The sequence below is a fragment of the Halopseudomonas sabulinigri genome, assembly GCF_900105255.1.
In the GTDB taxonomy this organism is placed as follows: domain Bacteria; phylum Pseudomonadota; class Gammaproteobacteria; order Pseudomonadales; family Pseudomonadaceae; genus Halopseudomonas; species Halopseudomonas sabulinigri.
The window spans coordinates 3343378-3359642 of record NZ_LT629763.1 but is presented as its reverse complement, the minus strand read 5'-3'; the positions used below and the strand labels follow the sequence as shown (position 1 = coordinate 3359642).

The window sequence follows — 16265 nt, the reverse complement described above, 5'->3', positions numbered from 1 at the left end:
TCAGCTTCGTGGTTTCGTTACGCTGGCCTCGCGCCAACCTGAGCTGCTGCCAGCCAGCGCTGTAATAGGCGTCAGCGCCGCTCGGCAAACACCTCGACGCAGTGGTCGATAAAGGCCCGCACTGGCGGCAGCATACCTTTGGGCGTGGTGAATACCATATGGATATTGCCTTCCACCGCGTGCCATTCCGGCAAAATGTGCACTAGCCTGCCACGCTTCAATTCCGGCCCACAGACGTGCTCCGGCAGCAGCACCACGCCCATGCCGGCAACTGCCGACTCACACAACAACTGCATGTCGCCACAGCTGAAATGCGGCACGTGCGCGTGGGCGCGGGTTTCACCACTGTCGTTGGCAAACTCCCAGCGGTCACGCTCCAGCAACTCGCCCACCGACAGGGTCGGAAACGCCGCCAACTGCTCGAGCTGCAGCGGCTCGCCGCCCTGCGCGGCCAACAGCTCCGGGCTGGCTACCAGAATGCGCGCGCTCACTCCGAGCGAGCGCATGGCCAGTGACTGGTCGGTATCAAAACGGGTGGCGACCCGAAAGGCGACATCTATGCGTTCGTTGATCAAGTCGACCCGCTGGCTGGACAGCAGCAATTGCAACCGCACCTGCGGATAACGTCGCATGAAGTCCACCAAGGCATCGCGACCGAGATACTCCATCATCCCGGAAGAACAGCTCACCCGCACCGTACCGCGCACCTCGTCCTTGGCGGTCATTGCCAACGCTTCTGTCGCTTCCAGCCGGTCGACAATCGCTTCGCACTGGCGATACACCTCGCGGCCCATATCGGTCACGCGGAAACTGCGGGTAGAGCGCTCAATCAAACGCGTGCCGAAATACTGCTCCAACCGGGTAACACGCTTGCTGAGCTTGGATTTACGTTCACCGGTGGCCCGCTCTGCGGCGGCGAAGCCACCAAACCGCACCACCCGGGCGAAGCAGATCAGATCATTCAAGTCCTGCATTACACCTCCTTTTGTTTCCCATCAAGAAACGATGAGTAGGGAAATATTAGCCTACAGAAACCTGAATTGAACAAATAAAATAACAACCAAAGGCCGATTAAATAAGCCTGCGAGAGAAACTCACTCCGCACCCAGTCAAGGCTTATTGGAAACAGTAGATTGAGACCAGCTGCTCTGATCCGCCTTTCACCCAACAGGAGAACATCATGAGAAACTTATCCGCTTTGATCATTGCGTCCTTTGTCGCTGCCACCCCCCTCGCACAGGCAGAAGATGGCAGTGATCGTTACAACCAGATGCTCGAACGCGTGAGCAGCCAAACCAGCAACGTTGATAGCTCACAGCAAGAGCAACACGCCGTCGCCGGCCGCGAACACACCAGCAGTTGATGCGGGCTCGGGCACTTTGTTTCCAATTATGAAACTCTGTGTAGCAAAACAGAGTGCTACTGCGACACTTTGACGCTGCCTATAGTGGACATCAGCCCCTTATTAAACGCTGCTTGAGAAGCGAGACCGGCTCCATGCGAATCATTTGCAAAGGAAACAGTTTCATAATATTTCAAGCCTGTGTCCAGTGTTACCAGGGGGTTGCTTTACACCTTAGGAGAGCACCATGAGAAATCTTTCTGCATTGATAGTTGCATCCTTTCTGGCCTCCAGCCCGATTGCTCAGGCCGATGACAGCAAGGAGCGCGTGAACAACCTGCAAGGCAGCAGCCAGAGCAGCACCACTTCCAGCGCCGCCGGCGTCGCGAAGAGTGAGAAAGAAGAGTCCGTCACGGACGAGGAAAAACCAGCCTGACACTCCTCCGGCCCTGCCTCTATAGGCAGGGCCGGGCTGGCGTCAGCGTGCTGAAAAAGTTGGGTCTGGCGCCTTGAACCAGGCCAACAGCAGCAACACAATATTCAGCGGGAAAACCAACCCCAGCAGCAAACAGCTCGCCGCCAGAAGGCCTGGGCGTCGAAACTTGCTCCTCGCTAGCCAATAGCCCACTACCGCTGGCAGCAACACACAAAGCGGTATATACACAAAGGCGACCAGTTGGCCCAACAGTGTCAAATTCATCGTCAACTTATTCTTCCTTATACTGACCTTATTGATCGGTCAGGCCTTGCACGGGCATCTTGCTGGCTGAACGGTTTGAACCGTCTCTGCTTATTGGATTAACGAACGCCCTATACGTCGACGTCGTAGCGCTGCTGAACGGCCGCATCAAACGCCGGTACCTCGCTGTCGCGCAAACTTGTATTGCCGGCAATCTGTTCACCAAATGAAATTCTCAGACCAGAATGCTGCAGATCCTCGGCCCACAACCGGCTGCGCAGCAACGCCTTGCCACAATGGAAATAGGCCTCGCTTACGCGCAGGCGCGTAACCAGTAGCGCTTCGCGCCCTTTTGACGACAGTCGCGCATTCAACACCGGATCAATCAGGATCTCCGCCTCGCCCTGCACCCGCAGCACCTCGCTCACACCCGGCACCAGAAAGAGCAAGCCCAAACGCGAACCGGCAAGGATATTCGCAAAGGAGAGCGCCATCTTGTTGCCCTTGCGCTCAGGGATCAGCAGCTGCAGATCATCGTCGACCATCACGAAGCCAGGGTCATCGCCCTTGGGTGAAACCGTGGGAAAGCCATTGCGGTCGACGGTCGACATCATCAATAGCGGCGACTGCGCAATAAACTCACACATGCTCGGGTTCAGGTGATCGTAAATCTTGCTCGCCGTGAGCGGGTGCGGCTCACCCAGTACGCTGCGTAGTTGCTCCATGCTCTGTACTTTCATTTCAGCCTCCTCGCGGGAAATGCGCGCGCCAAACCGGCGGACCGCTTGCATGTTAATGCAATAGCCTGGCCGCTAAAACCACATACCTGTGATCCGCCCGCCACGTTGATAGGTGCGGATTATCAATCGCCCTGATAGGGAAACTCAATCAGCGCAGCCTAACCAACACATGAGCACTGAACTATCCTCACCAGACTCATCCAATAAGGAAGTACCTGCACGTTCTCGCGCACCTCCGCGCAACTGATGCTTGCCGGTCGCTGCAGCGGCCACGAGCAAACCCTGTCTGCGGCCCGCACGCCGCCACAACGACAATGGAGACCTGATGATGACCGACAACAAGGTAAAACCGACCACCACCGACGCCGGAATACCGGTATCCAGTGATGAGCACTCCCTCACCGTTGGCCCGAACGGGCCGATTCTGCTGCACGACCATTACCTGATCGAGCAGATGGCTCAGTTCAACCGCGAACGTATCCCCGAACGCCAACCTCACGCCAAGGGAGGCGGAGGTTTTGGTCACTTTCAGGTAACCCACGATATCAGCGCGTACACCAAGGCGGCCGTCTTCCAGCCCGGGACCAAAACCGATGTGCTAATGCGTTTTTCCACCGTCGCGGGTGAGCGCGGCAGCCCCGATACCTGGCGTGACCCCCGTGGCTTTGCGGTGAAGTTCTACACCACCGAGGGCAACTACGACATGGTCGGCAACAACACGCCAGTGTTCTTTATCCGCGACCCGATGAAGTTCCAGCACTTCATTCGCTCGCAGAAGCGCCGTGCCGACACCAATCTGCGTGACCATGACATGCAGTGGGACTTCTGGTCGCTTTCTCCGGAATCGGCGCATCAGGTGACCTGGTTGATGGGCGACCGCGGTATACCCAAAACCTGGCGGCACATGAATGGCTACAGCAGCCACACCTACATGTGGGTTAACGCCCAGGGCGAGAAGTTTTGGGTCAAGTACCACTTCAAGACCGATCAGGGCATTGAATGCCTGACCCAGGCAGAAGCCGACAAGCTGGCCGGGGAAGACGCCGACTACCATACCCGCGACCTCTATGAAGCGCTGAAAAAGGGCGAGCACCCCAGCTGGACGTTGCACGTGCAGATCATGCCGTTCGCCGACGCTGAGAACTATCGCTTCAACCCCTTCGACCTGACCAAGGTCTGGCCGCATGGCGACTACCCGCTGATCCCGGTCGGCAAGCTCACGCTGGATCGCAACCCCACCGACTACCACACCGAAATCGAACAGGCCGCTTTCGAGCCCAACAACCTGGTGCCGGGCATTGGCGTCAGCCCCGACAAGATGTTGCTTGGTCGCGTATTCTCCTACGCCGATGCACACCGCGCTCGCCTTGGGGTGAACTACAAACAGATTCCAGTGAACCGCCCGCAGTCGCCAGTGCACAGTTACAGCAAGGACGGTGCGATGCGCATGGACAACGTCACCGACCCGGTTTACGCCCCCAATTCCAAGGGCGGTCCGGCAGCCGATCCATCGCTGAACCCGCCCGTCGATGTCTGGAGCACCAGTGGCGATATGGTACGCAAGGCCTACACCCTCCATGCCGAGGATGACGACTTCGGTCAGGCGGGCACCATGGTGCGCGAGGTGTTCGACGATGCGGCACGCGAGCGCCTGGTGAACAACGTTGTGGGCCATCTGAGCGATGGTGTGCAGGAGCCGGTACTGTCGCGTGCGCTGGAGTACTGGCGCAAGATTGACCAGGATATCGGCGATCGCATCGCCAAGGGGATGAAGGGCAGCTAAACGCAACACCCTGCAGCAAGCAAGGCCTGCCATCGACAGACCTTGCTCTTGCCCAGAAAGCAAAAACCCGGCGAAAGCCGGGTTTTTGCTGTTACCGAACCGCTGCGTTTATACGCCGCTAGCCTCGGCAGACTCAACGTCTTTCATCGACAGCTTGATGCGACCGCGATTATCCACGTCCAATACCAGGACTTTGACTTCCTGGCCTTCCTGCAGCACGTCGGTCACTTTCTCGATGCGCTCGTTGGCGATCTGAGAAATGTGCACCAGACCATCCTTGCCGGGCAGGATGTTGACGAAAGCGCCGAAGTCGACGATGCGCTCAACCTTACCGGTGTAGACCTTGCCAATCTCGGCTTCAGCAGTGATTCCGTCAACGCGCGCTTTGGCGGCGTCTGCGGCTTCCTTGCTGGCAGCGAAGATCTTGACGGTGCCGTCGTCGGTAATGTCGATGGAAGCGCCGGTTTCGTCGCAGATGCTGCGAATGGTCGCGCCACCCTTGCCGATCACGTCGCGGATCTTGTCGGAATCGATCTTCATGCTGATCATGGTCGGCGCGTTGGAAGAGATTTCCTTGCGCGAGGCCGGCAGCACTTCGTTCATCTGCTTGAGGATGCTCAGACGCGCGTCGTGGGCCTGATGCAGGGCGATTTCCATGATCTCTTCGGTGATACCGTTGATCTTGATATCCATCTGCAGCGCAGTAACACCCTTCTCGGTACCGGCTACCTTGAAATCCATGTCGCCGAGGTGATCTTCGTCACCCAGGATGTCGGTCAGAACCGCAAACTTGTCGCCTTCCTTGACCAGACCCATGGCGATACCGGCTACCGGGGCCTTCATCGGCACACCCGCATCCATCAGCGCCAAAGAAGCACCACACACGGACGCCATGGAGCTGGAGCCGTTGGACTCGGTGATTTCAGAGACCACACGGATGGAGTAAGGGAATTGCTCCATATCAGGCATAACCGCCTGAATACCGCGACGCGCCAGACGACCGTGGCCGATCTCACGACGACCAGTACCGCCCATGCGACCACACTCGCCCACCGAATAGGGAGGGAAGTTGTAGTGGAACATGAAGGGCTCTTTACGCTCGCCTTCCAGCTGATCAAGCAGCTGAGAGTCGCGCGCGGTACCCAGAGTGGTAACCACCAGCGCCTGTGTTTCACCACGGGTGAACAGCGCAGAACCGTGAGTGCGATCCAGCACGCCCACTTCGATGTTCAGCGGGCGCACGGTCTTGGTGTCACGACCGTCGATACGCGGATTACCATCGACGATGCTCTGGCGCACAGTGCGGTATTCGATTTCCTTGAAGCCGTCCTTCACCTCACCGGCGGAGAACTTGCCTTCCTCTTCACCAGCCAGCGCCGCGATGGCAGCGTCACGCAGCTCGCCCAGACGGTTGTAACGCGCCTGCTTGTCGGTGGTGGTGTAGCCTTCGGCAATACCGGCACCAAACTGGCTCTTGATGGCGTCCAGCAGCGCGGTGTTTTCCGGCTCTGGCTGCCAGTCCCAGCGAGGCTTGCCGGCTTCGGCAGCCAGTTCCTTGATCGCCTGGATAGCAGGCTGGAATTCCATGTGGGCGAAAAGTACGGCGCCCAGCATCTGGTCTTCGGTCAGTTCCTGCGCTTCGGATTCAACCATCAGTACGGCGTCTTCGGTACCGGCCACCACCATGTCCAGACGCGAGCCTTTAAGCTGCTCGTAATTGGGGTTGAGTACATAACCCTTCTCGTCATCAAAGGCGACGCGGGCACAGCCGATGGGGCCATTGAAGGGCGCACCGGAAATGGCCAGAGCGGCGGAAGTACCCAGCATGGCAGCCATGTCGGGGTCGGTAGTCTTGTCAGTAGACACGACGGTACAAACGACCTGGACTTCATTCATGAAGCCATCGGCAAACAGCGGACGGATCGGACGGTCGATCAGACGCGAGGTCAGCGTCTCTTTCTCGGAAGGACGGCCTTCGCGCTTGAAGAAACCACCGGGGATACGACCGGCTGCGTAGGTTTTCTCGATGTAGTGCACAGACAGAGGGAAGAAATCACGCCCCGCTTCGGGCTGCTTGGCGGCCACGACCGTGACCAGAACGCTGACAGCGTTATCGATGCTGACCAGAACGGCACCTGTCGCCTGGCGGGCAATACGGCCCGTTTCCATAGTGACAGTGCTGTTGCCTAGTTTGAATTGCTTGATGACCGGTTTCACGGTGTCTTCTCTCTCTTTTTTGCCTTTGGGGGAAACTCTGGGCATGGTCGGGATTCGGACCCGACCATGTCCAAACGGGGCTGGTCTTAGCGACGCAGACCCAGACTGCTGATCAAAGCGCTGTAACGAGACAGGTCTTTCGACTTCAGATAGTCCAGCAGCTTGCGACGCTGGTTAACCATGCGAATCAGACCGCGACGTGAATGGTGATCCTTCTTGTTGTCCTTGAAGTGGCCCTGCAGCTTGTTGATATTTGCAGTCAACAGAGCTACCTGAACTTCAGGAGAACCGGTATCGCCTTCGGCGCGCTTGTACTCGCCAACGATTGCAGCTTTTTCTTCAACACTCAGTGACATCTTGTATTTCCTCTGAGGTAACAGGCCGGGACCAGTGTCCCGTGTTTTAAATCGAGGTATGACCGCGCCTGTTGACAGCCACCCTCGTGGTGACCCGCTATCGGGTCAACTTATGGATCGCAGCCCCCGCCAGGAGGGCTGCAACCTTGATTCTGCAACGCATCCGCTAGGGCAGATGCTGAAAAATATCATGCATTGAAGCGCAATAAACGCTTGGGCGCCACCCTGGCATCTTCAGTCATCTCACCGATGCCGAGAAAGCGCCCTTCGGCATCCTTCAGGCGCACCTTGCCGAAGGCCGGGCTGCCTGGCACCCGCACCGCCTGGCCGTGATTCAGGTAATAGGCGGTCTGCTCGGTCAGCTCCAGCACGGGCCAATCTTCCAGCCCGCTATCCATCGGCAGCAATAGATGATCCAGCGCCTCCGGCCCACCTTCGGCGTGCAGCGCTTCCAGCGCCTTGAGCGTGACCGACTGGCTCAGGTCGAAGGGGCCAGCAATGCTGCGGCGCAACGAAGCAACGTGCGCGCCACAGCCCAGCGCAGCGCCCAGGTCTTCGACCAGGGTGCGTATGTAGGTGCCTTTACTGCAGTGTACCTCCAGCTGCAAACGGTCACCTTCCAGGCCGAGGATAGTCAGCTGCGAGATGGTCACTGCACGCGCCTTGCGCTCAACGGTTTCACCCGCCCGAGCCAGCTTGTAGAGCGGCTGTCCCTCGTGCTTCAGTGCCGAATACATGGGCGGCACCTGCTCGATGTCGCCGGTAAACTGCGGCAAGCGGGCCTGAACCTGTTCAAGACTGATATCGACCGGCTTGATTTCCAGTACATCACCCTCGGCATCACCCGTGGTGGTGGTCATGCCCAACCGCGCCTCGGTGATGTAGGCCTTGTCGGCATCCAGCAGGTACTGCGAAAACTTGGTGGCTTCACCCAGACACAGCGGCAACACGCCACTAGCCAGTGGATCCAGGCTGCCGGTGTGACCGCCCTTGTTGGCGTTGAACAACCAGCGCACCTTCTGTAGCGCCTGGTTGGAGCTCATACCAAGTGGCTTGTCGAAGATCAGAATGCCGTCAATCGCGCGGCGTTGTTTCTTGGCACCCGCCACGCTTCAGTCCTCTTTATCGTCGGAGTGCTGGCTATCTTCCGCCACGGCCCGCTCGATCAGGGAAGACAGGTGCGCACCGCGGCGCACGCTTTCATCGTAGTGAAAGTGCAGTGAAGGCACGCTGCGCAGCTTCATCGAGCGGCCCAGCAACATGCGCAGGTAACCTGCCGAATCCTTGAGAATCTCCAGGTTCAACGCAATGTCTTCCGCGCTGTCCTTGTTCATCAGAGTGACGAACACCTTGGCATGGGACAGGTCACGGCTGACCTCTACTGCTGTCACCGTTACCATGCCCAGACGCGGATCACGCACTTCACGCTGAATCAGCAGCGCCAGTTCACGCTGCATCTGATCGGCGACCCGCTGAGTACGACTGTATTCTTTTGCCATATTACCTACCTCAAGCAACAAACTCCGGACTGCTGAACAGGCCGGAGTTTGGTGCGAAATTCAGGCGCTGGCCAGACTTGGCCAGCGCTGACGGGTTACAGACTACGCTGAACCTGTACACGCTCGAACACTTCGATGCGGTCGCCGCTGCGTACGTCATTGTAGTTCTTCACGCCGATACCACATTCCATACCGTTGCGGACTTCGGCAACATCGTCCTTGAAGCGGCGCAGGGATTCCAGCTCGCCTTCGTAGATCACGACGTCTTCTCGCAGTACCCGGATCGGACGGTTACGGTACACGGTACCCTCGATCACCATACAGCCGGCGATAGCGCCGAACTTCGGTGAACGGAACACGTCACGCACTTCGGCCACACCCAGTATCTGCTCACGTACGTCGCTGCCCAGCATACCGCCCAGGGCTTTCTTGACGTCATCGATGATCTCGTAGATCACGCTGTAATAGCGCAGATCCAGACCTTCGTTCTCGATGATCTTGCGCGCAGCCGCATCGGCACGCACGTTGAAGCCAAAGACCACTGCGTTCGAAGCCAGCGCCAGGTTGGCGTCGGTTTCGGTGATGCCACCCACGCCGCCGGAGACGATCTTGACCTGCACTTCGTCGTTGCCCAGTTCGGTGAGCGACGCCTGCAGCGCTTCCAGCGAACCACGCACGTCGGCCTTGAGGACCACGTTGAGGGTCTTCTTCTCGTCCTGGCCCATGTTCTCGAACATGTTTTCCAGCTTGGCCGACTGCTGACGCGCCAGCTTGATCTCGCGGAACTTGCCCTGACGGAACAAAGCGATTTCACGCGCTTTCTTCTCGTCGGCCACCACGGTCAGCTCGTCACCCGCATCCGGGGTACCGTCCAAACCCAGAATCTCGACCGGAATCGACGGACCGGCTTCCTTGATGGTCTTGCCGTTCTCGTCGAGCATGGCGCGTACGCGACCATAGTTGACGCCGGCGAGGACGATATCGCCCTGACGCAGAGTGCCGTTTTGTACCAGTACGGTAGCAACCGGGCCACGCCCCTTGTCGAGGCGCGATTCAACCACCACACCACGACCCGGTGCAGAAGGCTGAGCTTTCAACTCCAGGACCTCGGCTTGCAGCAACACGGCTTCGAGCAGCTCTTCAACACCGGTACCGACCTTGGCCGATACGTGTACGAACATGGTGTCGCCACCCCACTCTTCAGGGATGACATCACGGGCTGCCAGGTCGTTCTTGATGCGATCTGGATCAGCGTCTTCCTTGTCGATCTTGTTCACCGCCACCACGACCGGCACACCTGCTGCCTTGGCATGCGCCACGGCCTCTTCGGTCTGCGGCATAACACCGTCGTCAGCAGCAACAACCAGAATCACGATATCGGTGGCCTTGGCACCACGGGCACGCATGGCTGTAAACGCCGCGTGACCGGGGGTATCCAGGAAGGTCACCATGCCGCGATCGGTTTCCACGTGGTAGGCGCCGATGTGCTGGGTAATACCACCAGCCTCACCGGATGCCACCTTGGCGCGGCGAATATAATCGAGCAGCGATGTCTTACCATGGTCAACGTGACCCATCACGGTAACCACGGGTGCCCGGCTCATTTCTTCGCCTTCATGCGCCATGGACTCGACCAGACTGTCCTCCAGCGCGCTTTCCTTCATCTGCTTGACCTTGTGACCCATATCCTCGGCGAGGATGGTAGCCGTATCCTGATCAAGCACCTGATTGATGGTCACCATGTTGCCGTTCTTGAACATGTACTTGATGACCTCGGCAGCCTTCACCGACATCTTCTGGGCCAGTTCGGCCACGGTGATGGTCTCGCCAATTACAACTTCTCGCACAAGCGGTCCTGTCGGCTTCTCGAAGCCGTGCTGGTTGCGTTTCTTGTTCGCCTTGAGTTTGCCACCGCCGCCGCGGCGACGAGAGGCATCATCTTCGTCGTTGATACGCGGCGCGTGACGCCCCTTATCCTTGCCGTGTCCGCCAGCGCGCTTGCGGCCACGTTCTTCTTCGTCTTCGCGAGCCTTGCGACGGCTCTCTTCTTTCTTCTTGTGCTGCTCAGCCGGTGAAGGAACCGGCTCAACCACCGGCGCAATCGGCGCTGCGGGCTCCGCGGCAACAGGTGCCGGCGCAGGCTCTTCAGCGGCCACGGGCTCCGCGGCCTTGGCGCTTTGCTCGGCAGCCTTCTTCGCAGCCTCTTCCGCGGCGCGCTGTGCTTCCGCTTCAGCCGCCTTCTGGCGTGCTTCCTCAGCGGCGCGCAGCTCTTCCAGCTCGCGCTGGCGTTCAGCTTCCAGATCGGCCGGCTCACGCTTGACGTAAGTGCGCTTCTTGCGCACTTCAACATTGACTGTCTTGCTACCCGCTACCTTCAGGGTGCTGACCGTCTTGCGCTTGAGTGTGATCTTGCGCGGCTCGGAGCCGGAGTCACCGTGGGCGCTCTTGAGGAACGTCAACAGAGTCTGCTTTTCATCGTCACTCACTGCCTGCTCCGGGGTAGTCTGAGACAGCCCGGCTTCGCGCATCTGCTGTAACAGGCGCTCCACGGGTGTACCTACTACCTGAGCCAATTCTTTGACCGTCACTTCCGCCATTCACTTCTCTCCTCAGTCGGGTCCATGCGTTACCGCAGGGTGATGTCGCCTAATCCGACCGGTTATTCAAACCAGGGGGCACGGGCAGCCATGATCAGGGTGCCAGCGCGGGCTTCGTCGATACCTTCGATCTCGAGCAGGTCGTCGACGGATTGTTCAGCCAGGTCTTCCATTGTCAGGATGCCCTTGCTTGCCAGCTGGAAAGCCAGTGCGCGGTCCATTCCATCCATGTTCAACAGGTCGTCAGCAGGCTGTGCTTGTTCCAGTTTTTCCTCATTGGCGATCGCCTTGGTCAGCAGACGATCCTTGGCCCGTGCGCGCAGCTCATTGACGATATCCTCGTCAAAGCCGTCGATGTCGAGCATTTCTTCCATCGGCACGTAGGCGATTTCTTCGAGCGTGGTGAAACCTTCTTCTACCAGCAGCTGTGCCACTTCTTCCTCGACATCCAGCTCGTCGACAAAGTTACGCAGGATGTCACCCGTCTCGGCTTCCTGCTTGGCACGGATGTCGTCTTCGGTCATGACGTTCAAGGTCCAGCCGGTCAGTTGGCTGGCCAGACGTACGTTCTGACCGTTACGGCCAATCGCCTGCGCCAAGTTGTCTTCGGCTACCGCCAGGTCAATCGCGTGGGTGTCTTCATCCAGAATGATGGAAGCCACTTCCGCCGGCGCCATGGCGTTGATCACGAATTGCGCCAGGTTGTCGTCCCACAGCACGATATCGACACGCTCGCCACACAGCTCACCGGATACCGCCTGCACGCGCGAGCCGCGCATACCGATACAGGCACCCTGCGGGTCGATACGCTTGTCCTTGGAGCGCACAGCAATCTTGGCGCGCGAGCCCGGATCACGAGCTGCGCCCATGACTTCGATCAGTTCTTCGGAGATTTCCGGCACTTCGATGCGGAAAAGCTCAATGATCATTTCCGGGCAGCTGCGCGACAGCACCAGTTGCGGGCCGCGATTCTCGGTGCGAATGTCTTTAAGCAGAGCACGAATACGCGTGCCGGTGCGGAAAGTCTCGCGCGGAATCATCTCTTCGCGTGGCAACACCGCCTCGGCATTGTTGCCCAGGTCGACAATCACGCTGTCACGGGTCACTTTCTTGACCGTACCGCTGATAATGTCGCCCAAGCGGTCGCGGTAAGCGTCAACGACTTGCGCACGCTCGGCTTCGCGAACCTTCTGCACGATAACCTGCTTGGCTATCTGCGCGGCAATACGCCCGAACTCAACCGACTCGATCTTCTCTTCGATCATATCGTCGATAGCGAGGGCAGGGTCGCGCTCCTGGGCCTGGTCCAGGGTCAGTTGCATATCGGGCTCTTCAAAGTTCTCGTCGGCCACGACAGTCCAGCGACGGAAAGTCTCGTAGTCGCCGGTATGGCGATTGATCGCCACGCGAACATCCACTTCATCTTCGTAGCGCTTTTTGGTGGCGGTTGCCAATGCCAATTCCAGCGCTTCAAAGATCACATCGGGCGGAACGCCCTTCTCGTTGGAAACGGATTCCACAACCAGCAACACTTCTTTGCTCATCGTATGCCTCGCCTAACGCCATCCATTGGGGCTACAGGAGCCCGAAATATGCTCAAAAACGCGGAATGATATTGCACTTGTCGATCGAGTCGATCGGCAACAGGTACTCGTGACCCTCTACCTGCAGGATGACGTCATCACCTTCAATTCCACGAATCACACCCTGAAAATTGCGCCGCCCCTCATAGGGCACGCGCAGTCTTATCTTGGCTTGTTCGCCAACGTGGTCAGCGTACTGTTCAAGCCGAAACAGCGGGCGGTCCATACCGGGTGAGGAGACTTCCAGGGTGTAATCACCGGAAATCGGATCCTCCACGTCCAGTACCGCACTGGCCTGCCGACTCACCGCAGCGCAGGCCTCGACACTGATACCGTCCGGGTGATCAATGTACACCCGCAACAGGGTATGTCGCCCCTGGGACAGGTATTCGATGCCCCAGCAGTTATAGCCCAATGCCTCGACAATCGGGACCAGCAGGCTCTCCAACTCAGATACTTTGCCGGACACGTTCACCGCCCTTTTGATCCATGAATAAAAAATGGGCCTATAGCCCATCGTGCCTCTGGCCACTTGATCGCAATCAAGTCCAGAACTGGCACCCACCTCGCGGCAAGTGCCCTAACAAAAAGCCCCTAAAAAGGGGCCTTTGACTGGTTGCGGGGGCAGGATTTGAACCTACGACCTTCGGGTTATGAGCCCGACGAGCTACCAGACTGCTCCACCCCGCGTCGAATCTAGGGCGTGAATTATACGCCCGGAAGCCAAACAAGACAACCGGCGCAATCACCCCTGAAAAGAACAGGGCCTGCTGATACAGGCCCTTATTGATTGGTGCGGAAGATGGGACTCGAACCCATACACCCTAAGGCACTACCCCCTCAAGATAGCGTGTCTACCAATTCCACCACTTCCGCAAAACTGTTTACCGAGGAACTACGCCTACCTCACTCCGCCGTGGGCGGAACATCTTCACCAGCAGGCACAGCCATAACATCTTCTTCAATGACCGGAACGTCTTCGCTCAGCACAGGCGCCGGAGCAACCTGGTCGATCTGCAGCGCAGGATCAGGCAGGCCTGCCTCTTGCACCGCGCTCGCCTTGTGGCTGGCATAGTAAGCCAGGCCCAGCGAGGTCAGAAAGAAAGTTGTCGCCAAAATCGCAGTTACGCGACTCAGGAAGGTACCGGAACCCTGGCTACCAAACACGGTGCCCGAAGCACCAGAACCAAAGGACGCACCGGTCTCGGCACCCTTACCCTGCTGCATCAGCACCAGGCCAACCAGGCCGATAGCTACCAGCAGGTGCAGCACCACAATTACGGTCTCAATCATTACACTCGTCCCGCGGCACGTGCTATCGCGCCAAATTCATCTGCATTGAGAGAGGCACCACCTACCAGCCCCCCATCGATATCCGGCATGGCAAACAGCGCCTCGGCGTTATCCGCCTTCACGCTTCCGCCGTATACAATCTGTACCTTGCGCGCCTGCTCATCATCCAGCATGGCCAGTCTAGCGCGAATCATGGCGTGCACTTCCTGCGCCTGCTCAGGCGTAGCAGTGAGCCCGGTACCAATAGCCCAAACTGGCTCGTAAGCCACAACACCCATTGCCAGACCGCCCACACCAAAGGTGTCGAGCACCGCCTGCAATTGGCGAGCAACGACCGTAGTCGTCTGCCCGGCATCGCGTTCCGCCTGGGTCTCACCCACACACAGCACCGGACGCAAACCACAAGCCAAAGCTGCGGCAAACTTCTTACAAACCACCTCGTCGGTCTCGCCGAACAACGCTCGGCGCTCGGAGTGACCCACGAGTACAAATTCACACCCAGCATCGCGCAGCTGCGCTGGCGATATTTCGCCGGTCAAGGCACCCGGCTCAGCTTGAGTAGCACAGGTCTGCCCTGCTACGCGAATCGGCGTCGACTGCAAACGCTCATTGCACTGACCAATAAAGAGCGCAGGCGGCGCAACCATCAGCTCGACCTGGTCTGGCCAGTCTTGCGAGACAAGTTGCTCCAGCAGCGTTTCTACCGACTGCCGCGAACCATGCATTTTCCAGTTTCCGGCGACTAGCGGACGACGCATGCCTCACCTCTCTACCCAAGCGGGCGCCAATCTTAACCAAGTTGCAACGGCTACACAACCGCCTTTTTTATTCCCCGAAGGTCTTAGCAACGACTTCAGCAAGATGCGTCGCTTCCTGCTCAACCTGCGCAGCATCCTGTCCTTCAACCATCACCCGCACCAACGGCTCGGTACCCGACAAGCGTAACAGCACACGCCCAGCCGCACCCATACGCGCCTCCGTCGCCGCGACCGCCGCCAGCACGTCAGGATCATCCACAGGCGACACCGCACCCGGCGTATAGCGCACGTTAATGAGTTTCTGCGGACACTTGCGCATGCCTTGGCGGGCTTCGGCAAGGTTTTGGCCTGAGCGCTGCAATGCCTTGAGCACCTGCAGGGCGGCAATGATGCCGTCGCCGGTTGAGGTGTGATTAAGACAAACCAGGTGACCCGATGACTCTCCCCCCAACAGCCAATCACGCTCACGCAATTCAGCCATCACATAGCGGTCGCCAACCTTGGCCCGCACAAAGGGTATATCCAACTCCTTGAGCGCCAGCTCCAGCCCTAGGTTGGTCATCAGCGTTCCAACCACACCCCCTTTGAGCAAACCGCGCTGATGCAGATCTACCGCCATAATGTAGAGCAGCTCATCACCATCGACCTCATGACCTTCGTGATCCACCATGAGCACACGATCGCCGTCACCATCAAACGCGATGCCAAGGCCTGCGCCACGCTGCAGCACCGCGTCACGCAGCGCTCTGGTATCAGTGGAACCCACACCCGCATTGATATTCAACCCATCCGGCTCAACACCAATAACGCTGACCTGCGCGCCCAACTCGCGAAACACGCTGGGTGCCACCTTGTAGGTGGCGCCATGCGCGCAATCGAGCACCAACGACTGCCCCTTGAAACTGGTGCTCGTCGGCACACTGCTCTTGCAAAACTCAATATAGCGACCGGAGGCGTCTTCAACCCGCGTTACCTTACCCAGCGCCGCGGAATCAACCACGCTCATCGGCGCCTCGACCAGGCGCTCAATTTCCAACTCCAGACTGTCTGGCAGCTTGCTCCCTGAGGCAGAAAAGAACTTGATACCGTTATCGTAAAACGGGTTGTGCGAAGCACTGATCACGATACCCGCATCAGCCATAAAGGTACGGGTGAGGTAGGCAATGGCCGGTGTCGGCATGGGCCCGAGCAGCTGCACGTGCGCCCCCGCGGCTGACAATCCGGCTTCCAAAGCGGATTCGAACATGTAACCAGAGATACGAGTATCCTTACCGATCAGCACACGGCAGGTACCGTGGTGCTTGAACGCCATACCCACAGCCCAGCCAAGCTTCAACATGAACTCTGGGGTAATCGGAGCACTGCCGACACGACCACGAATGCCATCCGTGCCAAAGTAGCGTTTATCCATTGCCTAC

15 protein-coding genes and 2 tRNA genes are annotated in these 16265 nt (G+C 58.4%); 2 read left to right on the top strand and 15 right to left on the bottom strand.

The window, feature by feature from the left end; genetic code table 11:
• Positions 1 to 71: 71 nt before the first annotated feature.
• Both BLU26_RS15210 and BLU26_RS18875 read right to left on the bottom strand, forming a co-directional pair.
• Positions 72 to 974 (bottom strand): LysR family transcriptional regulator, encoded by a 903-nt coding sequence (locus tag BLU26_RS15210; protein ID WP_092287711.1) that lies wholly within the window; start codon positions 972 to 974, stop codon positions 72 to 74.
• Between the two features lie 338 nt (positions 975 to 1312).
• On the bottom strand, positions 1313 to 1378 hold the full coding sequence (locus BLU26_RS18875) for a PEP-CTERM sorting domain-containing protein (RefSeq protein ID WP_407920355.1): 66 nt from the start codon (positions 1376 to 1378) through the stop codon (positions 1313 to 1315).
• 211 nt (positions 1379 to 1589) lie between these two features.
• On the opposite strand from BLU26_RS18875, the gene BLU26_RS15200 reads away from it, so the two are divergent.
• Entirely contained in the window at positions 1590 to 1778 is a 189-nt protein-coding gene (locus tag BLU26_RS15200) for a hypothetical protein (RefSeq protein ID WP_092287709.1), read from the top strand.
• A 374-nt stretch (positions 1779 to 2152) separates the two neighbouring features.
• On the opposite strand, the gene BLU26_RS15190 is transcribed toward BLU26_RS15200, so the two are convergent.
• Positions 2153 to 2761 carry an MSMEG_1061 family FMN-dependent PPOX-type flavoprotein gene (locus BLU26_RS15190; protein ID WP_157719375.1) on the bottom strand — a complete coding sequence of 203 codons (609 nt, stop codon included), beginning with the start codon at positions 2759 to 2761 and terminating at the stop codon, positions 2153 to 2155.
• A gap of 328 nt (positions 2762 to 3089) precedes the next feature.
• On the opposite strand from BLU26_RS15190, the gene BLU26_RS15185 reads away from it, so the two are divergent.
• Positions 3090 to 4544, top strand: coding sequence for a catalase (locus tag BLU26_RS15185; protein WP_092288520.1), 1455 nt, complete (start codon positions 3090 to 3092; stop codon positions 4542 to 4544).
• A gap of 108 nt (positions 4545 to 4652) precedes the next feature.
• On the opposite strand, the gene pnp is transcribed toward BLU26_RS15185, so the two are convergent.
• From pnp to glmM, 12 genes are all read right to left on the bottom strand, one after another.
• Entirely contained in the window at positions 4653 to 6761 is a 2109-nt protein-coding gene (gene pnp / locus BLU26_RS15180) for a polyribonucleotide nucleotidyltransferase (protein ID WP_092287706.1), read from the bottom strand.
• Positions 6762 to 6847: 86 nt separating this feature from the next.
• Complete coding sequence (gene rpsO / locus BLU26_RS15175; RefSeq protein WP_092287705.1) at positions 6848 to 7117, bottom strand: 30S ribosomal protein S15; 270 nt, start codon at positions 7115 to 7117, stop codon at positions 6848 to 6850.
• 188 nt (positions 7118 to 7305) lie between these two features.
• On the bottom strand, positions 7306 to 8226 hold the full coding sequence (gene truB, locus BLU26_RS15170) for a tRNA pseudouridine(55) synthase TruB (RefSeq protein ID WP_092287704.1): 921 nt from the start codon (positions 8224 to 8226) through the stop codon (positions 7306 to 7308).
• 3 nt (positions 8227 to 8229) lie between these two features.
• Positions 8230 to 8616 (bottom strand): 30S ribosome-binding factor RbfA, encoded by a 387-nt coding sequence (gene rbfA / locus BLU26_RS15165; protein WP_092287703.1) that lies wholly within the window; start codon positions 8614 to 8616, stop codon positions 8230 to 8232.
• A gap of 95 nt (positions 8617 to 8711) precedes the next feature.
• Complete coding sequence (infB, locus tag BLU26_RS15160; protein ID WP_092287702.1) at positions 8712 to 11213, bottom strand: translation initiation factor IF-2; 2502 nt, start codon at positions 11211 to 11213, stop codon at positions 8712 to 8714.
• A gap of 62 nt (positions 11214 to 11275) precedes the next feature.
• A complete protein-coding gene (nusA, locus tag BLU26_RS15155; protein WP_092287701.1) occupies positions 11276 to 12757 on the bottom strand; it encodes a transcription termination factor NusA in 1482 nt (493 codons plus the stop codon).
• 52 nt (positions 12758 to 12809) lie between these two features.
• The gene (gene rimP / locus BLU26_RS15150; protein WP_092288519.1) at positions 12810 to 13265 is read right to left on the bottom strand and encodes a ribosome maturation factor RimP; all 456 of its coding nucleotides are present in this window, start codon (positions 13263 to 13265) and stop codon (positions 12810 to 12812) included.
• A gap of 144 nt (positions 13266 to 13409) precedes the next feature.
• Positions 13410 to 13486, bottom strand: a tRNA-Met gene (locus BLU26_RS15145).
• 101 nt (positions 13487 to 13587) lie between these two features.
• A tRNA-Leu gene (locus BLU26_RS15140) sits at positions 13588 to 13672 on the bottom strand.
• A 30-nt stretch (positions 13673 to 13702) separates the two neighbouring features.
• Positions 13703 to 14089, bottom strand: a complete 387-nt coding sequence (gene secG, locus BLU26_RS15135) for a preprotein translocase subunit SecG (protein WP_092287700.1) — start codon at positions 14087 to 14089, stop codon at positions 13703 to 13705.
• On the bottom strand, positions 14089 to 14847 hold the full coding sequence (gene tpiA, locus BLU26_RS15130) for a triose-phosphate isomerase (RefSeq protein ID WP_092287699.1): 759 nt from the start codon (positions 14845 to 14847) through the stop codon (positions 14089 to 14091). Before tpiA ends, secG begins: the two co-directional genes overlap by 1 nt.
• Positions 14848 to 14914: 67 nt before the next feature.
• A complete protein-coding gene (gene glmM / locus BLU26_RS15125) occupies positions 14915 to 16258 on the bottom strand; it encodes a phosphoglucosamine mutase (RefSeq protein WP_092287698.1) in 1344 nt (447 codons plus the stop codon).
• Positions 16259 to 16265 lie beyond the last annotated feature (7 nt).